Source organism: Streptomyces sp. PU-14G, from assembly GCF_041028275.1.
Lineage (GTDB): Bacteria > Actinomycetota > Actinomycetes > Streptomycetales > Streptomycetaceae > Streptomyces.
Map to the genome: position 1 here is coordinate 1 of NZ_JASKYT010000087.1, position 22228 is coordinate 22228.

A 22228-nucleotide genomic window follows, 5' to 3' on the forward strand; every position below is an offset into this window, starting at 1 on the left:
GGCGAACGTCGGGACGCGGCGCCTCGCGGGGGGCTACGCCGTGCGGGTGAATCCTCTTAGGGTGAAGAGTATTGGCCCGCGAGGAGGAGGAGCAGCGGTGAGTGACGAGAAGGTGCCAGGGCCGCGGTTGCGCGGTGTGATCGAGGGGATTCCCAGCTACAAGCCGGGGCGGCCGGCCGCCGCGGACGGCCCGGTGTCCTACAAGCTGTCCTCCAACGAGAACCCCTATCCGCCGCTGCCGGGCGTGCTGGAGTCGGTGACGCGGGCGGCCGGCTCGCTCAACCGCTACCCCGACATGGGCTGCTCCGCGCTGTACGCGGAGTTGTCCGAGCGGTTCGGTGTGCCCGTCGCCCACCTGGCGACCGGCACGGGCTCGGTCGGTGTCGCGCAGCAACTCCTCCAGGCCACGGCGGGCCCCGGCGACGAGGTGATCTACGCCTGGCGTTCCTTCGAGGCCTATCCGATCATCACGCAGATCTCCGGTGCCGCCTCGGTGCGGGTGCCGCTGACCGGGGGCGCCGAGAGGGAGGCGCACGACCTGGACGCGATGGCGGACGCGATCACCGACCGCACCCGGCTCGTCTTCGTGTGCAACCCGAACAACCCCACGGGGGCGGCCCTCACCGGTGCGGAGCTGGAGCGTTTCCTGGACCGGGTGCCGCGTGACGTGCTGGTGGTGCTGGACGAGGCCTACCGCGAGTTCGTGCGGGACGAGGCGGTGGTCGACGGTCTGGAGCTCTACCGCGACCGGCCGAACGTGTGCGTGCTGCGTACCTTCTCCAAGGCGTACGGGCTGGCGGGGCTGCGGGTCGGTTTCGCGGTCGCGCACGAGCCAGTGGCGGCGGCCCTGCGGAAGACCGCGGTGCCCTTCGGTGTGAGCGAGCTCGCACAGGAGGCCGCCATCGCCTCGCTGCGCAGCGAGGACGCGCTGTCGGAGCGGGTGGAGGCGCTTGTGAAAGAGCGCACACGCGTGCTGGGCGAGCTGCGGTCCCAGGGCTGGACGGTGCCCGAGTCGCAGGCCAACTTCGTGTGGCTGCGGCTGGGCGAGCGGACGTCCGCGTTCGCGGCGAGGGCCGAGGAGGCGGGCGTCACGGTGCGTCCTTTCGAGGGCGAGGGCGTGCGGGTCTCCATCGGCGAGACTGCGGCGAACGACATCTTTTTGCAGGTCGCAGCCGGTTTTCTGAAAGATCTGTAGCTCCTCGGGGCGGCGTGCGAGCGGTGTGCGGGGCGCGGGGTTCCTCCCCGCGCCCCGCTGCGCACCTGCGCGCTCTCCGCCGCGCAGGTGCACGCGCTCCGCGACAGACCCTGCCCGGCGGGTGGCCCGGAGTGTCCGTGGGCCGTTCGGGACCCCCCTGACATGTCCGAAATGGGGGTGCCGTACGGTGGTGCTTGTGAATGTGAACGCATTCACGAGCCCTAGCCCGATCGGGTGCCGCGCCCGACCGGGTGCTGCCTGAAGGAGTGAGCGACGTGGACCTTGCGTTGGCGCCTGAGACCCTGGCGCGCTGGCAGTTCGGCATCACGACCGTCTACCACTTCCTCTTCGTCCCCCTCACGATCTCGCTCGCCACCCTCACGGCGATCCTTCAGACGGCCTGGGTGCGGACGAACAAGGAGAAGTACCTCAAGGCCACCCGCTTCTGGGGCAAGCTCTTCCTGATCAACATCGCCATGGGCGTGGTCACCGGCATCGTGCAGGAGTTCCAGTTCGGCATGAACTGGTCCGCCTACTCGCGCTTCGTCGGCGACATCTTCGGCGCGCCGCTCGCCTTCGAGGCGCTGATCGCCTTCTTCATGGAGTCGACGTTCATCGGACTGTGGATCTTCGGCCGCGACAAGCTGCCCAAGAAGCTCCACCTGGCCACCATCTGGCTGGTCGCGTTCGGCACCGTCGCCTCGGCCTACTTCATCCTGGCCGCGAACTCCTGGATGCAGCACCCGGTCGGCTACCGGATCAACCACGAGAGCGGTCGCGCGGAGATGACCGATTTCTTCGGCATCCTCTTCCAGAACACCGCGCTGGCCCAGTTCTTCCACACCATGACCGCCGCGTTCCTGACCGGCGCCGCGTTCATGGTCGGCATATCCGCGTACCACCTGCTGCGCAAGAAGCACATACCCGTGATGCGCACCTCGCTGCGGCTCGGCCTGGTCACCCTCGTCGCCGCCGGGATGCTCACCGTCATCAGCGGCGACCGGCTCGGCAAGATCATGTACGAGCAGCAGCCGATGAAGATGGCCTCAGCCGAGGCCCTGTGGGAGACCCAGGCCCCCGCCCCGTTCTCCGTCTTCTCCTACGGCGACGTCGACAAGGGACACAACAAGGTCGCCATCGAGATACCCGGCGTCCTCTCCTTCCTCGCCCACGACAACTTCTACGAGGCCGTCCCCGGCATCAACGACACCAACGCGCACCTGAAGGAGAAGTACCAGGACACGGTGGGCCTGGACGACTACCGGCCCAACATCCCCGTCGCCTACTGGTCCTTCCGCTGGATGATCGGCTTCGGGATGGCCTCCTTCGCGCTCGGCGCCGCCGGCCTCTACCTCACCCGCCGCAGGTTCTGGCTCAGCGAGAAGCTGCGCACCGGCGAGGACGAACGCCCGCGTCTGGCCCTCACCAAACACCGCGAGCTGCACCCGAAGCTGGGCACCTGGTACTGGCGGCTGTCCGTCCTCACGCTCGGCTTCCCGCTGATCGCCAACTCGTGGGGCTGGATCTTCACCGAGACCGGACGCCAGCCCTGGGTCGTCTACGGCGTGCTGCCCACCGCCTCCGCCGTCTCCCCCAGCGTCTCCCAGGGCGAGGTGCTCACCTCACTGATCGTCTTCACCTCGCTCTACGCGATCCTCGCCGTCGTCGAGGTCAGGCTGCTGACCAAGTACGTGAAGGCCGGGCCGCCCGAGCTGACCGAGGCCGACCTCAACCCGCCCACCCGGATCGGCGGCGGCAGCGGCGGCACCGACGCCGACGCCGACGCCGAAGACCGGCCGATGGCCTTCTCGTACTGACGCGTACTGACACGTACTGGCACATACCGATGCGTACCGACGCGTACCGAGCTCGCAACGACAGACAGGGGTGCTGAGCCGTGCAACTGACCGACGTCTGGTTCGTCGTCATCGCGATCCTGTGGATCGGCTACTTCTTCTTGGAGGGCTTCGACTTCGGAGTCGGCATCCTCACCAGGCTGCTCGCCCGCGACCGGGCCGAGCGGCGGGTACTGATCAACACCATCGGGCCCGTCTGGGACGGCAACGAGGTGTGGCTGCTCAGCGCGGGCGGCGCCACCTTCGCCGCGTTCCCCGAGTGGTACGCCACTCTCTTCTCCGGCTTCTACCTGCCGTTCCTGCTGATCCTCGTCTGCCTGATCGTGCGCGGTGTCGCCTTCGAGTACCGCGCCAAGCGCGAGGAGGAGCGCTGGCAGCGCAACTGGGAACACGCGATCTTCCTCACGTCGCTGCTCACCGCGTTCCTGTGGGGCCTGGTGTTCGCGAACATCGTCCGCGGCGTGAAGATCGACTCCCACCTGGAGTACGTCGGCAACCTGGCGGACCTGTTCTCCCCGTACGCGCTGCTCGGCGGCCTCGTCACCCTGGTGCTGTTCACCTTCCACGGCGCCGTCTTCACCGCGCTCAAGACCGTCGGCGACATCCGCACCCGGGCCCGGCGCCTGGCCACCGGACTGGGCATCGGCGCCGCCGTGCTCGCGGTCGCGTTCCTGCTGTGGACGCAGGCGGACAGCGGCGGCAGCGCCTCCCTGATCGCCCTCGTCGTCGCCGTGGTGGCCCTGCTGGCCGCCCTCGCCACCAACCTCGCCGGGCGCGAGGGCTGGTCGTTCACCTTCTCCGGGCTGACCATCGTCGCGGCCGTCGCGATGCTCTTCTGCTCCCTCTTCCCCGACGTCATGCCCTCGACGCTGCACGCCGACTGGTCCCTGACCGTCGACAACGCGTCCTCCACGCCCTACACGCTCAAGATCATGACCTGGTGCGCGGCCTTCGCCACCCCGATCGTCCTTCTCTACCAGGGCTGGACCTACTGGGTCTTCCGCAAGCGCATCGGCACCCACCACCTCGCCCCCTCCGGCGGACACTGAGGAAGAAGGGACTTCCCGATGAAGCCCGTCGACCCGCGGCTGCTGCGGTACGCGCGCACCACGCGGCTCTTCCTCCTCGCCTCCGTGACGCTCGGCGGGGCCGGGGCCGCACTGGTCGTCGCGCAGGCCATGCTCCTCGCCGACATCGTCGTCGACGCCTACCGGCACGCGCAGTTCGCACGCGAGGCGCTGCTGCTGCTCGCCGCCGTCACCCTCGCCCGCGCCCTCGTCTCCTGGCTGACGGAACTGGCCGCGCACCGCTGCGGCGCCGCGGTCAAATCCCAGCTGCGCGTCCAACTGCTCCAGCGGGCCACCGCGCTCGGCCCCGGCTACCTCACCGGGCAGCGCACCGGCGAGCTGACCACGCTGGCCACCCGCGGCATCGACGCGCTCGACGACTACTTCGCCCGCTACCTGCCGCAACTGGGCCTCGCCGTCGTCGTCCCCGTCGCCGTCCTGGCCCGCATCGTGACCGCCGACTGGGTCTCGGCCGCCATTATCGTCGTCACCCTGCCGCTCATCCCGCTGTTCATGGCGCTCATCGGCTGGGCCACCCAGGCGCGCATGGACCGGCAGTGGAAACTGCTCGCCCGCCTGTCGGGGCACTTCCTCGACGTCGTGGCCGGACTCCCCACCCTCAAGGTGTTCGGGCGCGCCAAGGCGCAGGCCGACAACATCCGCGCCATCACCGGCGACTACCGCTGCGCCACCCTGCGCACCCTGCGGCTCGCCTTCCTCTCCTCCTTCGCGCTGGAACTCCTGGCGACGATCTCCGTCGCCATCGTCGCCGTCAGCATCGGCACCCGGCTCGTACACGGCGACCTCGACCTGTACACGGGCCTGATGGTGCTCATCCTCGCGCCCGAGGCCTACCTGCCGCTGCGGCAGGTGGGCACCCACTACCACGCCGCCGCCGAGGGGCTGGCCGCCGCCGAGTCCGTCTTCGACGTACTGGAGAGCCCACTGCCGGCCAGTGGCACCCGACGGGTCGACGCGCGCGGCGCCTCCCTCGTCCTGGACGGGGCCGCCGTGCGCTACCCCGGGCGCGCCGGGTACGCGCTGCCGCCCACCGACCTGACCGTGCGCCCCGGTGAGACCGTCGCACTGACCGGGCCCTCCGGCGGCGGCAAGACCACGCTGCTGTCCGTCCTCCTCGGCTTCACCCCGCCAGGCGAGGGCCGGGTGACCGTCGGCGGCGTCCCGCTGGCCTCCCTCGATCCGGCCGCCTGGCGGCAGCAGATCGCCTGGGTGCCCCAGCACCCCTACCTGTTCGCCGGCACCGTGGCCGACAACGTCCGCCTGGCCAGGCCCGACGCGGACGCCGCCGCGGTGGCCTCGGCCCTCGCCGACGCGGGCGCGCCGGATCTCGACCCGGCGCGCGAACTGGGCGAGTCCGGGGCCGGGCTCTCGGCGGGCCAGCGCCGCCGCGTCGCCCTGGCCCGGGCGTTCCTCGCCGACCGGCCCGTCGTCCTGCTGGACGAGCCGACCGCCGCGCTCGACTCCGCGACGGAGGCCGCGGTCCTGGCGGCGGTACGCCGCCTCACCGCGACCCGCACGGTCCTCCTCGTCACCCACCGCCCCGCCCTCCTGGCCACAGCCGACCGCGTCCTCCACCTCGCACCGGAAACCGCAGGTCCCTCCCCTGCCTCGGGGCAGGCGGCCACCGCGGCCTTGGGGCAGGCGGCCACCGCGGCCTTGGGGCAGGCGGCCACCGCAGCCTTGGGGCAGGCTGCCGCCCGGGGCGGCAGYGGGGGCGCCCRCGGGCGGAGGTTGGGGGAGGGCCAAGGCGACCCGCACACGCCCACCGGTCCGCACCGGCCACACAGCGTGGGCGCCCCCCAAGCGCCGCAGGCGACAGGCGGCGCGGCCACACGAAACCCCCTGGCGCGCGTACGCGAAACCGCCCGCGGGCTGGGCGGCAAGTTCGCCCTGGCGCTCGCCTTGGGCGCGCTCGCGCTCGCCAGCGCGGTCGGCCTCATGGCGACCTCCGGCTGGCTCATCTCGCGGGCGGCACAACAGCCGCCGATCCTCTACCTCATGGTCGCGGTCACAGCGACCCGAGCGTTCGGCATCGGAAGGGCTGTCTTCCGCTACGCGGAGCGCCTGGTCTCGCACGACGCCGCGCTGCGCGTCCTCGCGGCGCTCCGCGTGAGCGTCTACCGGCGTCTGGAGCGCCTGGCGCCCGCGGGGTTGCGCCACCGCCGCCGCGGTGACCTGCTCACCCGCCTGGTCGCGGACGTGGACGCGTTGCAGGACTACTTCCTGCGCTGGCTGCTGCCCGCGACCGTCGCGGGGACGGTCGGTCTCGCGGCCGTGGCCTTCACGGCGTGGCTCCTCCCGGCCGCGGGCGCGGCCCTCGCCGCCGGTCTGGCGGTGGCGGGCGTCGCCGTGCCGGCGCTGACCGCGGCGTTGTCCCGCCGTACGGAGGGCCGGCTGGCTCCGGCGCGGGCGGAGCTGGCGACGCGCACGGTGGACCTGTTGACCGGTACCGCGTCCGGTGAGCTCCCGGTCACGGGCGCGCTCGCGGCCCGGCGCCGCGAGGTGGCGGACGCGGACGCGGTCCTCACCCGGATCGCCGCGCGGTCGGCGTCCCGTACGGCCCTGGCGGCGGGGCTGAGCACGCTCGCGACGGGGTGGACGGTCACGGCGGCGGCGTGGGCGGGCGCGAGCGCGACCACGGGCGGCGCGTTGGACGGTCTGCTCCTGGCGACGGTGGTGCTGACGCCGCTGGCCGCGTTCGAGGTGGTCACGCCGCTTCCGCAGGCGGTGCAGTTCCGGCAGCGGGTGCGGCGCTCGGCGCAGCGGGTGCAGGAGGTGCTGGACGCGCCGACGCCGGTGGCGGAACCCGAGCGGCCCGCCGCGCTGCCCGACGATCCGTTCCCGGTGCGCGTGGAAGGGCTGACGGTCCGCTACCCGGACGCGTCGGCCGGGGCGCCTCCGGCACTCGCCGACGTGGGGTTCGCGTTGACGCGCGGACGCCGCGTGGCGGTGGTGGGCGCCTCGGGTTCGGGCAAGACGACGCTGGCCAACGCGCTGTTGCGGTTCGCTGATGCGGAGGCGGGTTCGTACACCTTCGGGCCCGGCGCGGTGTCGGCGTACGACGCGGAGACGGACGCCGTCCGTCGCCGGGTCGGGCTCTGCGCCCAGGACGCCCACGTGTTCGACAGCTCGTTGCGCGAGAACCTGCGGCTGGCCCTCCCCCGAGCGGTGGCCGAGGACGCCTCGGCGGCGGACGAGGCCCTGCACGCGGCCCTGGCCGCCGCCCGTCTCGACGACTGGGTGGCGACGCTGCCCGACGGGCTTGACACCCTCGTCGGCGAGATGGGCGCGAAGCTGTCCGGCGGCCAGCGGCAACGCCTGGCGCTGGCGCGCGCCCTGCTGGCCGACTTCCCCGTCCTCGTCCTGGACGAGCCGGCCGAGCACCTCGACCTGCCGACGGCCGACGCCCTGACGGCCGACCTGCTGACGGCCACGGAGGGCCGCACGACGGTGCTGATCACCCACCGCCTCCAGGGGCTCGACCGGGTGGACGAGATCGTCGTCCTCGACCACGGCCGCGTCGTCGAGCGCGGCTCCCACGGCGAGCTGGCCCAGGCGGAAGGACCGTTCGCGGCCATGCTGCGCCGCGAACGGGAAGCGGCGGGCGCCACCCCCGTGGCGACGGGTGTGGCGATGGGCTGACACCTCCCCGGTTCGCCACCGGGAGGGCGGGTCGGCCGAAGCCCGGAGGGCGGGTCGGCCGCATCCGGGCCCGCGCCCAGGGGCGTGGTTCTCAGCGGGCCGAAGGCACCAACACCCTTGGCGAAGTCTCGGCACTCCGTCTCAGCGTCCTCACGGACGAGACCACGACCCCCGACCGGCAGCGGAAAGCGAACGAGACCGCCGCCGCTGCATTCGGCATCGACCTGGGCGACCGGGAAGCCGTAGAGGGGCGTGGGCGCGAGCAAGACAACGCCATGGGGCTACCCCAGGTAGGGAGCCGCACGCTGCTCGAGGAAGTGCGTCAGCCGGAGCCGCTGAGTGTGATGGACGGGCAGTGCTTCAATGTCTTCCGGTGCGACGAACCGCAGTTCCTTCGACTCGTTGGACATGGCCAGCTCCCCGCCGACGACTCGCGCTGTGAAGCACACGTTGAACTGCCGCCTGACTTCCCCGTCGCTGTAGGCAATGACATGCCGGGGGTCCGTGTAGGTTCCGACAAGCCCCGTGATCTTCACGTCAAGGCCGGTCTCTTCCTTCGTCTCCCGCACAGCCGTACCGGGCAACGAGTCGGTCATTTCCATCCCGCCGCCGGGAAGCGCCCACAGATCGTTGTCTGTCCGCCGCTGCAAGAGAATGCGCCCGTGCTCGTCCGTGACGACAGCGGAAGCGGCAACGACCAAGCTGTTCGGCTCCGGCGCGTCCGGGTCGTCGTAAAACTCTGTGCGGCTCACTCGCTGTTTTCCTGTACCGGCTGTGCCGTATCCCAGACCGCTTCGAAGCTCTGCGTGTAGCGTGCGAACATCCCGCGGTCGCCGTTTCGCCGGAGGTGCCACACGGGCGCTCCGTAGGCGTTCACGCCCCACACGTGCGCATTCACCAACATCTGATCGTCAGCGCGGTAGAGGGAGTTGTAGAGCGTCGTCGCATGGGTGCGGAGTTCGACTCCAGGGACGGTCGCCAACGGTAGGTAGTGCATGAGTGCGAGGCGGCAGCGGGACTCGATGCCGTGCCCGAAAGCCTCTTCATTTCCTCGCTGTTGGACGTTCGCGCTGTCAGCGTCCCCCACGGCGATTCGCACTGAGCGCCCTTCGGCAACGCGCTCACGCAGAAGGTCGTTCAGGCGCGGATAGGCCTCATGGATGAACACAGCGGCGTACACGAGTACGTCGATGCGTTCCCGCGCCTGTGCGAACAGGTCAACGAAGGCGGATACGGGAAGGTCTGCCCGCTGGTCGTACAGCGCGACCAATTCCGGGCTCACTGCCCTTGCTGCCCGTGCCTGCCGGAGTGTTGGCCAAAGTGCATGCACGTCTTCCCCTAGTGCTTCGGCTGCCTTGAGTGCAGTGACCCGCCGGGGAGTGCGGGCCAGATTGACCCAGCGTTCGACGCTCTTGGGATCAACCCCCGTCGCGTTGGCCAGGTCGCTGTAAGTCCACCCTCCTGCCGCCATGACGGCCCGTAGGCGTTCGTTCTGCATGCAGTGTCACCCCGCATTTTGGACGTCGCTAGGGACGTTCTACCCCGCGCGGGACGTCCCGAAGTGGGGAACGGGGGAGGTTCCTTCGTCCCCGCTATCGGCGGAAGGGTCGAGGACGTCGAGGACCCCGGCGACCGTTCGTGGCGACCCCGGGGCGTGGCCACCGCTACAAGGGAGCGACGACGTGCCAGGTCCTAGCGAAACGAGTGACCCGCGGGTGCGAGAGCAGTGCGACGACTGCCGTTGGTATCTGAGTCAGCTTGCCAGGGGTGACAACCGGCAGCTCGAAGGGCAGATCGCGGACCTGTTTGACCGTCACTTGCGTATGGGCAAGCACACGCCTCGTCACCTGTGGGGCGTGCCGGCATGTGGCGAGTAGGGGCAGCAGCGAGGGATGTGCGTACCGGCTCGGCTGGTGTGGTTCGCGAGATCACCGGCCCGGCGCCGTTGCTGTACCGCCTTGAGGTACGAACGCCCTTGGGCTCGCCTTTGTCGCAGTGGCGCTACGGCGAAGAGCTGCACGCCCTGCCTTCCGCCGTAAGCGCTGAGGTGCCCGTACGGCCGCTCTACCGGGTCGAAGTGGCCGACGGGCGCGCTTACCTCGTAGACCCCGCTGGACACCTGGTGCACGCCCCCGATGGCCGTGCGCAGTGGCCTGGCGTAGCGGCAGCGAAAGCCGTTGCCGCCAAGTTCAACGGCGGAGTTCCGAGGGGAGGTGTGACCATGAGTGGTGACGGGATCAACGGCTACGACGTAGCCGGTGAGGAAATCATCAGCGCGCCCGAGCCCGACGAGGACAGCAGCGACGATGACGAGTAGACGAGGGCACCTCGTGAAGCTGATCAAGCGGGATCTGCCTGACAGGGCCGTGCGGTCCGAGTGGTGCGGCAAGCATCCGAAGGAGCGGACGGTGCTGATTGCCCGCAAGAGATGGGTGTGCCTGGACTGCACCCGGGAGCAGAGCCGGTAGAACTCCCAGCCCCGTCTGTGTGCTGCCCTCGTGGCGCATGGACGGGGCTCTGTCGGGCGGGCTGGCGCTCGGTGTCATCGGGTTTCGTTCTGCAACGTATGTAACAGGCGTGTAAGACGGGCGGTCGGCCGTGAACATTTTCCGGCGTGGGCGGATCCAAGTGATCAGTAACGCTCACTCGTGCCGCGCGGCGGCACCGACTGCGAAGGAAGAACCGATGCGCGCCAAGAAGCTCACTCTCGCCGCCCTGGCCCTTACCGCGGGGCTCTCGCTGACCGCCTGCCAGCAGGGCGAGGACTCCAACGCGAGCGCGAACGTGGCCGACTCGTCCTCCTCCTCGTCCTCGTCCTCGTCCGGCACCTCCGGCGGCAGCGGCGGCACCAGCGGCGGCGGCAACGGCGGCACTTCCGGGGGGAGCGCCTCGGCCGCCGACGACGACGCCCCGGGCAGCGGCGGCGGGAAGATCACCACCGGCACCTGCAAGACGGCGAACCTGGACTTCCGCTCCTCGCACGGCATGGGCGAGGGCGACATCGTCGTCACGATGAAGAACACCGGCGGTGACGCCTGCACACTCAAGGGGTTCCCCGGTGTGGACCTCAAGTCCGAGGACGCGGGCACGCCGCTGAGTGCCCAGCGCAGCGACCTCAAGTCCCCGGTGGTCAATCTCCAGTCCGGTGACGAGACGCGCTTCACCCTGCACTACCCGCCGAACACCACGGGCGGCAGCGGCGTCGACGTCACCACCATGGTCGTCACGCCGCCCAACGAGACGCACTCCACGAGCCTGCCGGTCAGCATCAACCTCCCGGTGCAGGAGGGCGCCGACCAGAAGGTCACGGTCGACCCCGTCGGCACCGGCAAGCAGTGAGAGCACGACGACGTGGCGCGGCGGGTCGGCACCGGTGACTCAGAGCAGGCCCTCGATCACCTGGGCGACGCCGTCGTCCTCGTTGGACGCGGTGGTGTGGGTGGTGCACATGAGGACGTCGGGGTGCGCGTTGGCCATGGCGTAGGAGGTGCCGGCCCAGCTGAGCATGGCCAGGTCGTTGGGCATGTCGCCGAAGGCGACGACCTGCTCGGGGGCGATGCCGCGCTCCTGGCAGGCGAGGGCGAGGGTGCTGGCCTTGCTCACGCCGTGCCCGGAGATCTCCAGGAGGGCGCTGGGGCTGGAGCGGGTGAACTCGGCGTGGGCGCCGGCGGCCTTCCTGCCGAGCGCGAGGAACTCGTCGGGGTCCATCGTGGGGTGGTGGGCGAGCAGCTTGACGACGGGCTCGGCGAAGTGGCCCTCGTCGCTGTCGAAGAGCAGTTCCTCGACGGGGGCGTAGGAGGCGCCCGGATCGCCGGGGAAGTGGGGGTAGTGCGGTTCGTAGTGGATGCCCTGGGTGCGTTCGACGGCGAAGCTGAGGCCGGGGGTCACGGTGCGCAGGGCTTCGACGACGGCGACGGCGTCGGTGCGGGTCAGTTCCCGTACGCGGACGACGCGGCGGCCCGCGTGCAGGTCGACGACGGCGGCGCCGTTGGCGCAGATGGCGAGTCCGTGGCCGTGGACGTGGTCGCTGACGACGCCCATCCAGCGGGCGGGGCGCCCGGTGACGAAGAACACCTCGATCCCGGCGGCCTCGGCGGCGGCGAGTGCCGCGACGGTGCGGTCCGAGACGGTCTTGTCGTTCCGCAGCAGGGTGCCGTCCAGGTCGGTGGCGATCAGGCGCGGGGCGGGCCGCGCCCCGTCGGACGGGGTGCGCGGACTGGTCGGGGTGAGGTGTTCAGGCGGATGAGTCACAGGCACCATCTTCGCGCATATGCCTGAACATGCGTGCGAAGCGGCGCACGAATGAGAGCACACCGCCAGGAGGAGGAAGCACGCCAGGCGCACGAGGGGGCGCGTGGCGGAGCACCGGAGCACAATCGAAGAGAGGGCCCTCACACAGGGGAGTGCAGCGCTGTGCTTCCGGCCCGGCTCCGAGGGGCCCCGCGCTTCGGGAAGGAGCGGCCGCCATGGCACGTCACTCGCGCTATGTCGCCGACCGTGGCCTGACCACCCGGATGGTCACCACGATGTTCTTCATCGGCCTGCTCTACGTCGTCCTCGTCGGCGTGCTGGTGGTCGCGCTGGGGAACGCCTGGCCTCTCGTGCTGGTGATCGCGGGGGCGCTCTTCGTCGCCCAGTTCTGGTTCAGCGACAAGATCGCCGCGTTCAGCATGGGGGCCCGCGAGGTCACCCCCCAGCAGGCACCCGCGTTGCACGGCGCCGTCGACCGGCTGTGCGCGCTGGCCGACATGCCCAAGCCACGGGTGGCCATCGCCGACAGCGACGTCCCCAACGCGTTCGCCACGGGGCGTAACCAACAGAACGCGATGGTGTGCGCCACCACGGGGCTGATGCGCCGCCTGGACCCCGACGAGCTGGAGGGAGTCCTCTCGCACGAGCTGTCGCACGTCGCGCACCGTGACGTCGCCGTCATGACGATCGCCTCGTTCCTCGGTGTACTGGCCGGGATCATGACCCGGGTGGCCCTGTGGAGCAACCTGGGCCGCAGCGCGAGCCAGAACAACAATCCGGCGGGCCTGCTCCTGCTGGTCGTTCCGCTGGTCAGCGCGCTCGTCTACATCATCAGCTTCCTGCTGACCCGGCTGCTGTCCCGCTACCGCGAGCTGTCGGCCGACCGCGCCGGCGCCCTGCTCACCGGGCGCCCCTCGACGCTGGCCTCGGCCCTCACCAAGATCAGCGGCGACATGGCCCGCATCCCCACCCGCGACCTGCGCAGGGCCGAGCCGTACAACGCCTTCTTCTTCGTGCCCGCCTTCTCCGGCGAGAGCCTCGCGACGCTGTTCTCCTCGCACCCGTCGCTGGACAAGCGGCTGGAACAGCTCCGCGGCATCTCGGCCCAGCTGGGACGGTGACCGGCGGTGGGCCTCCTCGACGCGCTCCTGGGCCGCAGCAAGCCCAAGCGGCCCGACCTCGACCAGCTTTTCGCGCTGCCCGCCGCCGCGCTGACCCTCAAGGCGGCGACCGGATTCGGGCCGACGGGGGTCGGCGCGGTGTGCTTCGCCAGCGTGGAGGGCGCCGCGTTCACGCGCTTGCAAAGCGACGTGCGGCAGCTACTGGACGCCGACACCGGGCGCGGCGGCATCCCCGTCGAGTTCACCCGGGACTCCTACGGGTACACCTGGCTCACCGCGCGCCAGCCGGCCGACGACCTCGCGGCCCTCGTCAACGACCTGCACGCCGTGAACACGCTGCTGGCCGAGGGCGGCTTCGGCCCGCAGCTGCTGTGTTCGACCGTCGGCTTCCGGGAAGAGAGCGAGCAGGCGGGGACCCGGCCCCGCTCCCTCGCCCTGATCTACCTCTACAAGCGCGGCACCTTCTACCCGTTCGCGCCCCTGCCCGGCGGGGCGGAGAAGCGGGACAACGCGCTGGAGCTCCAGGCGAGCGGACTGCTCGGCGACGACCTGCCGGTGGAGGAGGACCTGGGCCGCTGGTTCCCGGTGTGGGGTGCACCGGGACTGTGACCGGGGCGTCGGTCCCGCCGGTCCGTCCGCGGGGGCCACCGGCCCGCCGGTCCGTCCGCGGGGGCCACCGGCCCGTCGGCCCGCCGGCCCGCCGCCGAAGAATGTGTCAGGTGTGGCGGCTGTGACGCCGTTGACGCCACCTGCTCGCACACCCGTGACATGCCTCTGGCAATATCTTGCCCCTGATGAGCTCCGAACGCCGGGCCGCTGTGTCCCGTCTTTGACGTGCGCGCGGCAACCGCTCATCCGGTAGGTCCGACGGGATCCAACGGGGATTCACGGGGAAAGTGAGGAAGACATGCGTACGTGGACTCGCGCCGTGCCGGTCACGGCAGGCGCGCTGGTGCTCGCCCTGGCACTGACCGGGTGTGACGGCGGAGGCAAGAAGGGCCACAAGTCCGACTCCGACTCGGACCACTCGTCGTCCTCGTCGTCCTCCTCCGGCGGTTCGGGCTCCGCCAAGGAGAAGACCTCCTACCGGCTCGGCCAGACCAGCCCGACGCAGAAGAGCGACGACGACGAGACCAAGGGCGCCACCTTCACGGTCACGCCGACGAAGGTGCAGACCGGCACGAAGGCCGACATGGCCAACTCCGGTCTGAAGAAGGACAAGAAGGACGAGCCCAAGGTCCCCGTCTACGTGTGGTCGACGCTCAACCACAAGAGCGGCAAGCCCATGGAGCTCGGCGACATGGACGACGACCTGGTCGTACGGACCGACCAGGGCGAGCGCACCCGCGCCCTCATCGTCATCATGGGCCAGGCCAAGTGGCCCAACTGCCCGGCCACCGACACCGACAAGAAGCTCAGCCCGGGCCAGTCGGAGAAGGTCTGCACCGCCTTCCTCATCCCCGAGGGCCAGAAGGCGGAGGCCGTCGAGATCAACCGCGGCTACACCAAGAAGCCACTGGAGTGGCGCGCCACCAGCTGACACGGTGCACCTTCTGAGGGGCCCCACCCCGCGTGGGGCCCTCAGCCGTGCGGAGGGCTGCCGCCCGCTCCCGCCCCCTCGGTCCCCGCGAAGCGGACGTCCGCGGCGAACGGGACGATCTCGATCTCGTCCCCCAGCGCCCACTCGGCCGCCCGCGCCGCCATCGCCGCCGGGACGACCTCGCTGATGTCCGGCGCCGCCGGTACGTCGTACGTGCCGTGCGCATCGTGCGGCAGCACGACGCGGTAGCCCAGCCGCAGCGCGGTGCGCGCGGTGGCGCTCACACACATCTCCGACAGCACCCCGCACACGGCGAGCGAGCGCACCCGCTGCTGGTGCAAGTGGGCGCGCAGGCCGGTCCCCTCGAACCCGTCGTCCTCCTCCTTGCGGACCACGCGCTCACCGGGCTCGGGCCGCACGAACAACTCCCAGCCGGCCGTTCCCGGCTCGTCGGGGGCGCCCTCCTCGCCGTCGTTCTGCACGTGCACGACGGGCGCGCCCACCGCGCGGGCGGCGGCCAGCAGCCGCCGCGTGCCGGACAGGACGCGGGCCGCGTCCGGCACGGCCTCGGCGCCCGTCACGAACGCCGTCTGCATGTCGACGACGAGCAGCGCGTCGACGGGGGCGACCCCCGCCCCCGGCCTTCTCGACTCATCCGACTCATCCCTCATGCAGCCGATTGTGTCTGGGCCCACCGGTTCTACGATGACCCCCATGTCTCCCAAGGCGAAGACCGCGACGCTCTACCACAACACCCGCTGCGGGACCTCCCGCACGGTCCTGGCCCTGCTGGAGGAAGCCGGGTACGAACCCGAGATCGTGGAGTACCTGAAGACCCCGCCCGACGCGGGCACGCTGCGCACGCTGATCACCGACGCGGGGATCACCGTGCGGAATGCGGTACGCACGAAGGAGCCCGAGTACAGGGAACTCGGGCTCGACCGGCCCGACGTGACCGACGACGAGCTGATCGCCGCGATGGTCGCCCACCCGGCGCTCATCCAGCGGCCCTTCGTCGTCACGGAGAAGGGCACCCGCCTGGCCCGCCCGGCGGACGTCGCCTCCGAGATCCTGTGACCCCTTCACAGAGGATGGTTGTGAAGGGGCCCACGGGCGGGGTGCCTACCGCACCCCGTCGAGGAGTACCTTCCACGCCTCCGGCGTGACGGTGAGGGTGGGGCCGGTGTCCCCTGCCTTGGAGTCGCGTACGTGGACGGTGTGCGGGCACGTGGCGACCTCCACGCACTGGCCGCCTCCACCGTCGCTGTGTGTGGACTTGCGCCAGTTGAGGGCAACTTCGAGGCACTGGCCGCCCGAGCCACCGCTGTAGCTTGACTTGAACCAGGTGAGGGGGCTGCTCACAGTTCCTCCAGACGGCGATGGATGAGGCGTGCGGAGTCCGCAGGCCGCAGAGCGTTCACCTGGATCATGTCAAAGCGCTGACGCAAGGCGCTGACCGTTTCCTTGTCCGACAGCAGAGTGCCCTGTTCTTGGACCTCGACATACCCCAGCGTGCGCCGCTCGGGAGTCTCCAACAGCGTCAAGGGGCCAATCGCCCCGACTGGTTCCTCGCAGTCGAATGGGAGCACGAGAATATGGATGTGCTTGAGCTGGCCGAGCTCCAGTAGCCACTCCAGCTGGGCACGCATGATCACTTCGCTGCCTGTGCGGCGGCGCACGACGGCTTCGTCCAGGATGAAGACGAGAGTCGGCGTCGGAACGCGGGTAAGCAGTTTCTGGCGGTTGAGCCGCTCAGCGAGCAACTGCGTCGCTTTCTCCTCGCCGTGGTGAGGTACCCGCGCCTCGAACAGCGCACGCGCGTACGCCTCAGTTTGCAGAAGTCCGTTGATGACGTTCGTGTCGTAGATGCTGAGGCTTACGGCTTCGGCTTCCAAGCGAAAGAGCTGGTCGAACTTGCGCGGGTACTGCTCCTTCTCCAGGTCCTCGCCCACGCAGGCGAAGACCTGGTGGGCGTTGAGGGCCGCGTCGAGGGCGCAGGCGCTGCGCTGGTCCGGGATGCGTTCGCCGCGTTCGAAGGCGCCGATGGTGGAGGCGGAGAAGCCGGCTCTCTTGCCGACGCTCTCCCGGGAGATCTGCCGGTACTCCCGCAGCTTGCGTAGCTGTTTGCCGAAGCCGGCGACCAGGGGGGACGGTTCGACCGGAGGTACGTCAGGTTCGGACATGGGCGGTCCCGGGGGCGAGGCGAGGGATGAACGCTTGGTTACGTGCCAGATTGGCAGGTTCGTTCCGTTCGTGTCGGCGAAACCCCACAACTGCTCTCTGTGAGTGGGTGACTACTTCCCGTGTCGCCCCGGAGGGGTCACCGTATGGGCATGGATGCACAGTCGAATCCCGAGAGTGCGCTGGCCATCGGGCGCAAGGCGGCCGATGAGCTGGCGGAGGCGCTGGCGCTGGCAGGGTGCAAGTTGCCCTCCCTCAGCGGCGGGTTCCCCGTCATGGGGAGGCCGCATGTGGAGCTGGGAGGGGCGTCCGCCGACGCGGTCTTCGCTCTGGCGCGGTGGATCAGGGAGCGGGCGTGAGCGACGAGACGGCTCCCGGGCCAGAGACGCACCGGATGACGCTCCGCGTCTACCGGGTGGCGGCGGACACCGGACGGCGGACGCCCGTCCGCTCGGTCACCGTGCTGGAGAAGGGGCCGTGGCTCGGCCCGCCGGGCGGGTTCAGTCCGGGTGCCTACCCGCCGTGCGAGTGCCCGGAGCACCGGCGTCAGGAGTCGCGGGCGGGCGGTTCACAGGTGGGTGTCGAAGAAGGAGCGCAGGTGGGCGCGGACGGCGGGCACCGTGACGGCGGGGTCGGCTGAACCGACGAAGCTCGCGCGGGCTTCGGGCGTCATCAGGCCGGCGGCCTGGAGCTGCGGTGCGGTGGCCGCGTAGTCGGTGAACGCCCAGTGGTGGGCGCCGGTCAACTCGGCGCGGGTGACGGACGCGTGCGCCGCGTGTGCCGCGTCCGTTGCGTGCGCCGCGCGTGCCGCGTCCGCGCGGGCGACCGCGACGCCCCAGGAGCGGTCGATACGCGGGTCGCGGAAGCCGTCCGTTCCTATCAGCAGAAGGGGCTTCCCGGCTCCCTTCTCGGCCACGTCGAAGGGGGTGCCGTCGGGGTGGTCGAGGTAGCCCTCCAGGTTGGCTGCCGCTGTCAGCCGCGCGTCGTCGTACAGGGTCTGTGCGACGGCGGTGCCGCCGGCCGAGTGGCCCCAGGCGCCCACGCGTGTGAGGTCCAGCGAGGGGGCGAGGCCCTCGGGAAGCGGACGGGACGCCGCGTCCGGGTTGCGCCCGGCGGCCAGGCGTTCGAGCTGGTCGAGGACGAAGCGGAGGTCGGCGATCCGGGTCTCGATCAGCGTGCGGAAGAGGTCGGTGTCGGCCGCCGGGTCGCCCCGCAGCGCGGTGACGCGCACCGTGTCGCGGCCCTCGCGTGCGCTGGGGAACTCCACCTCGCCGGCGTCCCCGGGGTGGTCCACCGCGGCGACGACGTAGCCGTGGCTGGCCAACTCCTCCGCCAGCGACGTCCCCTGCGTGCGCGGGTCGCCGCCGCCGGGGCTGTAGAGGAGGACGGGCCGGGGGCCGGGCAGCGCGGGCGCGGCACTGTGCGAGTGGGTGAGTGTGGCGGCCCAGTCGACCCCCTCGCCGGGGAGTTGGGGGTGGATGAACGGCTCGACGAAGGTGTACAGCGCCGCCGCCTCGGGGCGCATGTGCGGGGCGCGCGGGCAGCCTTCGACGGAGCGGGCCGGATAGTGGAGGGACACCATCACCTCCCGCACGCCGACCGCCTCGTCCCACGGATCGCTGCGTGCCTCGTCCACGAGGTGCAGCTCGGTGACCCCGACCGGGTGCGGCCCGGTGGGTGCGGGCAGCGTCACGACGGCTCCCGGCTCGTCCGCTCTCCCCTGTTCCGTCGGCGCGTTGGTCACGGCCTCCCCCTCCCCGGTGCGCCGTCCGCTGCCGGACGGGACGTCCTCCGGACGGCGATGTCCTCCGGACGATACGACGTCCTCCGGACGCTACGGGGAAGAGACCCGTCGGCACAGGCGCACAGGCGCACAGGCGCCACAGGCGCCACAGGCGCACAGGCGCCACAGGCGCACAGGCGCCACAGGCGCCATACGTGCGTCACAGGTGCCCTCTAGCGGGTGGGAGTTGAGCCGGACATCAGCTGTGCGGGGCGGCGCGTACCCGGCCGCCGACCTCGATCAGGCCGTCACCGCAGGGGCGGGTGGCGATCCGGGAGCCGCGCCCCTGGGTGATCTCCAGTGGCCGTGCCAGGTGGGCCGTCAGCAGGAGTGCGGCGGCGCCGGTGGCCTCGTCCTCGTCGATGCCGTCGCCCCGTCCGGGGAAGCCCCGGGCCCGCACCCGCCCAGCCGTCTCGTCCTGCCAGGCCCAGGCGTAGACCCACGCGCCGGGTGGCGGTACCTCCAGGCCGTCCACCTCGGTGGCGGAACCGTACTGGCGGAGTGTGCGGCCGGGAGCCCAGGCGGCGCGCCCCTCGATCCACGTCAGGCCGTCCGACCTGCGGACCTCCACGGGGCCTGCGGCGGTGGCGAGCCGGTCCGCGCCGAGCAGCCAGGCGGCTCCCACGCACGGGTGCCCGGCGAAGGGCAGCCGCGCCGACGGGGTGTAGATGTCGATGAGGCCGCGCGCCGCGTCGTCGACGAACACGGTCTCGCTGAACCCGAGTTCGGCCGCGTACGCCTGCCGGGCGGCGCGCTCGGGCAGCGCCGCGCCGTCCCGCACGACCCCGAGCGCGTTACCGAACGCGCCCGCGGGGTCGCAGAAGACGCGGAGCACGTCGACATCGATCATGCCGGGCAGTCAACCACGTCACCGCACCCGAGGAATGGACCGGGACCGGGGCCGGGGCCGTGAGGTGGTGGGTTCGGCGTCCGGCTCATGTGCGGGACGCCGCGTCGGTGCCGGTCCCGTCGGGGTCTCCGGCGGCTTTGTCCGGTACGAAGACGAGGCTGAGGAGGTGGCGGGTGCGCCCGTCGCCCGGGGTGGTGTGCGTGCGGCGGGCGACGGCCGCTTCGATTTCGTCGACGAGCGAGGCGAACTCGTCGTCCGTGAGCCACACGGCGCCCTGCCGGTAGAGGACGTTCTCCCGCGCGGGTTCGGCGTCCTCGCGCGAGAGGTACCGCTCGAAGTCGCCCATCACGGCCGCGGAGAAGACGGTGAAGGCGCGCCGGTGGTCCTCCGTGCCCATGGTGGTGCGCGCGTCGGGGTCGACGAGGGCCCGCTCCTGGCGTACCCGGTAGCTGCGCTCGACGGTGCCGCGAACGGGCCGTTCGCTGACCACCTCGATGACGCCGGCCTGGGCGAGGGCCGCGACGTGCCGGTACATGGTGGCCGACGCCACGTCGGGTAGCCGGTCGCGCAGTTGTGCCGTGGTCAGTTCGTCGGCGCCGAGCAGGGTCTGCAGGATGCGCATCCGCACGGGGTGCATGAGCTCGTTCGCGTTTGCCATAACCCCATGCTCTCATGTTTGATAACGTTCTCGGTATTGAGAACGGAACGAGGAGAGGCGGAGCCATGCCCGACACCGCGATGACGGTCACCGCGCACGACGGGACCGACCTGGCGGGAACGCTGACCCTGCCGGCAGGCCCCGGGCCGCACCCCGCCGTTCTGCTGCTGCACGGCTCCGGCCCCATCGACCGCGAAGGCAACTCCAAGAAGCTGAAGACGAACCTCGGCGGGCCACTGGCCGACGCCCTCGCGGCAGCGGGCATCGCCACGCTGCGCTACGACCGGCGCGGCACCGGTGCCACTCCCGGCAACTGGCGCGCCTGGGGCTTCACCGACAACTGCGACGACGCGGTCGCCGCCGCGCGGGCCCTGGCGGCCCACCCCGCGGTCCGCTCGGACGCGGTCGCCGTCGTCGGCCACAGCGAGGGGTCGCTGCACGCGATGGCCCTCGCCGCGCGGCGGGAGGTGCGGGCCGCGGTGCTCCTCGCCGGATACGCCCGCACCGGAGAGGCGGCCGTGCGCTGGCAGGCCCGCTCGATCATGCAGGGCATGCCCGCACCCGTGCGCCTTCTGCGACGCCCGCTGGGGGCACTGGGCGAGCGCGCCCTCGCCCGGATACGCCGGACGCGGACGGACGTGGCGCGCATCGCCGGAATGCCTCTCAACGCCCGCTGGATGCGCGAGAACCTCGCCCACGACACCCGTGAAGACCTCGCCGCCATCCAGGTCCCCGTGCTGGCCGTCACCGGTGCCAAGGATCTCCAGGTCGACCCCGACGACCTGGACGAGATGCGCCGCGTCGTCCCCGGCGGCGCCGTCGAGACCCACCGGGTGCCCGACCTCACCCACCTTCTGCGCCGGGACCCAGGCCGCCACACCATCCGTTCCTACGGCCGCCTCCTGCGCGGCCCGGTCGACCCCGGCCTCCTCACCCTCGTCACCGCCTGGCTCGCCCCCCGACTGGACGCGACGGCGCCCGAGTCGCCGACCGGAGCGCGCGCGGACCGGCCCTGACGACAGCGACACCGCGGCGGCGGAGCCGGTCCTGACGACAGCGACGCCGCGGCGGCGGAGCCGGCCCTGACGACAGCGACGCAGCGGCGCGCGGAGCCGGCCCTGAGGGCGGCGCGCTCGGCAACGCTCCGAAAGCTCGTAACGAACACCCGCAGAGCTCGTACGCTCACCACAGAGAAGGACATGTCATGCTTGCGTCACCCACGTCGGCTCCGCTCGGCGAGCCCCGCACCGGCAGCACGCACCGCAGCGACCTGGGCCTCTTCATGGCTCTGGCCTTCGGCATCAGCTGGGCGTCGTGGGGCACGGCGATGGCCCTCGGCGGCTCCGCGATGACCCCGCCCACCGCCCTGCCCTACCTCTTCGGCGCCTTCGGACCGCTGCTCGCCGCCCTGGTGGTCCGCGTACGCCGCCGCCGGCGCGGCGAGCCCGTACCCGAGCACGCGGTGCCCTTCCGGAGCAGGGCACTGGCGTGGCTGCCGCTGTTCCTCGTCGCCACCTCGGCGACGGTGCTGGGTGCCGCCCTGCTGGCGCAGGCGGCGGGCGGCCCGGCGCTGAGCCTGGACGGCGCCCGGGACGTGATGACGGACGCGGGCGGTCCCGCCGCGTTCCTCGTCAGCATGGTGATCTCCGGGCCGCTCTCGGAGGAGCCGGGCTGGCGGGGCACCGCATACCCCAGGATGCGCGCGTCGATGAGCCGCCTCCAGGTCGGCCTCCTGCTCGGTGTCATCTGGTCCGTGTGGCACCTGCCGCTGTTCTTCATCGACGGAACCGTCCAGAACAAGCTCGGAGTGGCCACCCCGAGCGGTGTCCTCTTCGCCGTCAGCGTCATCCCCATGGCCATGCTGACCGCCTACGCCTACGAGCGCGCCGGCGTCGTCGCCTCGATGGTCACCCACTTCGCCGCGAACACGACGATGATCCTTCTCGACGTCCACACCCCCGTCACGCTCGCCTTGGTCGTCGGCGTCATGACCGTCGTGGCCGTATCCGTGCTGACCCTCAGCCGCCCCACGCCCAAGCCGACCACCGCGACCGCCCCCACTC

At 71.3% G+C, this 22228-nt stretch carries 22 protein-coding genes; 13 read left to right on the top strand and 9 right to left on the bottom strand.

What is annotated here, in order from left to right:
* Nucleotides 1–112 precede the first annotated feature (112 nt).
* The 4 genes from hisC (at nucleotide 113) to cydD (ending at nucleotide 7781) form a co-directional block, all read left to right on the top strand.
* Complete coding sequence (gene hisC, locus AB8Z75_RS13250) at nucleotides 113–1195, top strand: histidinol-phosphate transaminase (protein WP_369201709.1); 1083 nt, start codon at nucleotides 113–115, stop codon at nucleotides 1193–1195.
* A gap of 275 nt (nucleotides 1196–1470) precedes the next feature.
* Nucleotides 1471–3012 (top strand): cytochrome ubiquinol oxidase subunit I, encoded by a 1542-nt coding sequence (locus tag AB8Z75_RS13255; RefSeq protein ID WP_369201688.1) that lies wholly within the window; start codon nucleotides 1471–1473, stop codon nucleotides 3010–3012.
* Between the two features lie 80 nt (nucleotides 3013–3092).
* Complete coding sequence (gene cydB / locus AB8Z75_RS13260; protein ID WP_369201689.1) at nucleotides 3093–4100, top strand: cytochrome d ubiquinol oxidase subunit II; 1008 nt, start codon at nucleotides 3093–3095, stop codon at nucleotides 4098–4100.
* A gap of 18 nt (nucleotides 4101–4118) precedes the next feature.
* Nucleotides 4119–7781 carry a thiol reductant ABC exporter subunit CydD gene (gene cydD / locus AB8Z75_RS13265; protein WP_369201690.1) on the top strand — a complete coding sequence of 1221 codons (3663 nt, stop codon included), beginning with the start codon at nucleotides 4119–4121 and terminating at the stop codon, nucleotides 7779–7781.
* 281 nt (nucleotides 7782–8062) lie between these two features.
* Here the strand turns inward: cydD and AB8Z75_RS13270 are convergent, their stop codons facing one another.
* Nucleotides 8063–8533 carry an NUDIX domain-containing protein gene (locus AB8Z75_RS13270; protein WP_369201691.1) on the bottom strand — a complete coding sequence of 157 codons (471 nt, stop codon included), beginning with the start codon at nucleotides 8531–8533 and terminating at the stop codon, nucleotides 8063–8065.
* Complete coding sequence (locus AB8Z75_RS13275) at nucleotides 8530–9279, bottom strand: helix-turn-helix domain-containing protein (RefSeq protein ID WP_369201692.1); 750 nt, start codon at nucleotides 9277–9279, stop codon at nucleotides 8530–8532. Before AB8Z75_RS13275 ends, AB8Z75_RS13270 begins: the two co-directional genes overlap by 4 nt.
* A gap of 808 nt (nucleotides 9280–10087) precedes the next feature.
* On the opposite strand from AB8Z75_RS13275, the gene AB8Z75_RS13280 reads away from it, so the two are divergent.
* Together AB8Z75_RS13280 and AB8Z75_RS13285 are read left to right on the top strand one after the other, a co-directional pair.
* Nucleotides 10088–10249 (top strand): hypothetical protein, encoded by a 162-nt coding sequence (locus tag AB8Z75_RS13280; protein ID WP_369201693.1) that lies wholly within the window; start codon nucleotides 10088–10090, stop codon nucleotides 10247–10249.
* A 217-nt stretch (nucleotides 10250–10466) separates the two neighbouring features.
* The gene (locus AB8Z75_RS13285) at nucleotides 10467–11120 is read left to right on the top strand and encodes a DUF4232 domain-containing protein (protein ID WP_369201694.1); all 654 of its coding nucleotides are present in this window, start codon (nucleotides 10467–10469) and stop codon (nucleotides 11118–11120) included.
* Nucleotides 11121–11159: 39 nt separating this feature from the next.
* On the opposite strand, the gene AB8Z75_RS13290 is transcribed toward AB8Z75_RS13285, so the two are convergent.
* Entirely contained in the window at nucleotides 11160–12041 is an 882-nt protein-coding gene (locus tag AB8Z75_RS13290; RefSeq protein ID WP_369201695.1) for a Cof-type HAD-IIB family hydrolase, read from the bottom strand.
* 206 nt (nucleotides 12042–12247) lie between these two features.
* Here AB8Z75_RS13290 and htpX point away from each other — a divergent pair, with 206 nt between their 5' ends.
* The 3 genes from htpX to AB8Z75_RS13305 all read left to right on the top strand — a co-directional run bounded on the left by htpX (nucleotide 12248) and on the right by AB8Z75_RS13305 (nucleotide 14693).
* Nucleotides 12248–13153 carry a zinc metalloprotease HtpX gene (gene htpX / locus AB8Z75_RS13295; protein ID WP_369201696.1) on the top strand — a complete coding sequence of 302 codons (906 nt, stop codon included), beginning with the start codon at nucleotides 12248–12250 and terminating at the stop codon, nucleotides 13151–13153.
* Nucleotides 13154–13159: 6 nt separating this feature from the next.
* On the top strand, nucleotides 13160–13762 hold the full coding sequence (locus tag AB8Z75_RS13300; RefSeq protein ID WP_369201697.1) for a hypothetical protein: 603 nt from the start codon (nucleotides 13160–13162) through the stop codon (nucleotides 13760–13762).
* A 298-nt stretch (nucleotides 13763–14060) separates the two neighbouring features.
* Nucleotides 14061–14693 carry a hypothetical protein gene (locus AB8Z75_RS13305; protein ID WP_369201698.1) on the top strand — a complete coding sequence of 211 codons (633 nt, stop codon included), beginning with the start codon at nucleotides 14061–14063 and terminating at the stop codon, nucleotides 14691–14693.
* A gap of 41 nt (nucleotides 14694–14734) precedes the next feature.
* Here AB8Z75_RS13305 and AB8Z75_RS13310 read toward each other — a convergent pair whose 3' ends face one another.
* The gene (locus AB8Z75_RS13310) at nucleotides 14735–15364 is read right to left on the bottom strand and encodes an isochorismatase family protein (RefSeq protein ID WP_369201699.1); all 630 of its coding nucleotides are present in this window, start codon (nucleotides 15362–15364) and stop codon (nucleotides 14735–14737) included.
* 43 nt (nucleotides 15365–15407) lie between these two features.
* Here AB8Z75_RS13310 and arsC point away from each other — a divergent pair, with 43 nt between their 5' ends.
* On the top strand, nucleotides 15408–15770 hold the full coding sequence (gene arsC / locus AB8Z75_RS13315) for an arsenate reductase (glutaredoxin) (protein WP_369201700.1): 363 nt from the start codon (nucleotides 15408–15410) through the stop codon (nucleotides 15768–15770).
* A 45-nt stretch (nucleotides 15771–15815) separates the two neighbouring features.
* Here the strand turns inward: arsC and AB8Z75_RS13320 are convergent, their stop codons facing one another.
* Together AB8Z75_RS13320 and AB8Z75_RS13325 are read right to left on the bottom strand one after the other, a co-directional pair.
* Nucleotides 15816–16055, bottom strand: a complete 240-nt coding sequence (locus AB8Z75_RS13320) for a DUF397 domain-containing protein (protein WP_369201701.1) — start codon at nucleotides 16053–16055, stop codon at nucleotides 15816–15818.
* Complete coding sequence (locus AB8Z75_RS13325; RefSeq protein ID WP_369201702.1) at nucleotides 16052–16876, bottom strand: Scr1 family TA system antitoxin-like transcriptional regulator; 825 nt, start codon at nucleotides 16874–16876, stop codon at nucleotides 16052–16054. The genes AB8Z75_RS13320 and AB8Z75_RS13325 overlap by 4 nt, the downstream gene beginning before the upstream one ends.
* Nucleotides 16877–17026: 150 nt before the next feature.
* Here AB8Z75_RS13325 and AB8Z75_RS13330 point away from each other — a divergent pair, with 150 nt between their 5' ends.
* A complete protein-coding gene (locus AB8Z75_RS13330) occupies nucleotides 17027–17233 on the top strand; it encodes a hypothetical protein (RefSeq protein ID WP_369201703.1) in 207 nt (68 codons plus the stop codon).
* Between the two features lie 209 nt (nucleotides 17234–17442).
* Here the strand turns inward: AB8Z75_RS13330 and AB8Z75_RS13335 are convergent, their stop codons facing one another.
* The 3 genes from AB8Z75_RS13335 to AB8Z75_RS13345 form a co-directional block, all read right to left on the bottom strand.
* A complete protein-coding gene (locus AB8Z75_RS13335; RefSeq protein WP_369201704.1) occupies nucleotides 17443–18618 on the bottom strand; it encodes an alpha/beta hydrolase family protein in 1176 nt (391 codons plus the stop codon).
* A 238-nt stretch (nucleotides 18619–18856) separates the two neighbouring features.
* Entirely contained in the window at nucleotides 18857–19507 is a 651-nt protein-coding gene (locus AB8Z75_RS13340; protein WP_369201705.1) for a PhzF family phenazine biosynthesis protein, read from the bottom strand.
* Between the two features lie 85 nt (nucleotides 19508–19592).
* On the bottom strand, nucleotides 19593–20165 hold the full coding sequence (locus AB8Z75_RS13345) for a helix-turn-helix domain-containing protein (protein ID WP_369201706.1): 573 nt from the start codon (nucleotides 20163–20165) through the stop codon (nucleotides 19593–19595).
* A gap of 65 nt (nucleotides 20166–20230) precedes the next feature.
* Here AB8Z75_RS13345 and AB8Z75_RS13350 point away from each other — a divergent pair, with 65 nt between their 5' ends.
* Nucleotides 20231–21181: an alpha/beta hydrolase family protein gene (locus tag AB8Z75_RS13350; protein WP_369201707.1), complete on the top strand. Its 951-nt coding sequence runs from the start codon at nucleotides 20231–20233 to the stop codon at nucleotides 21179–21181.
* A 188-nt stretch (nucleotides 21182–21369) separates the two neighbouring features.
* Nucleotides 21370–22228, top strand: an 859-nt coding sequence (locus AB8Z75_RS13355; RefSeq protein WP_369201708.1) for a CPBP family intramembrane glutamic endopeptidase, incomplete at its 3' end; no start/stop codon positions are given.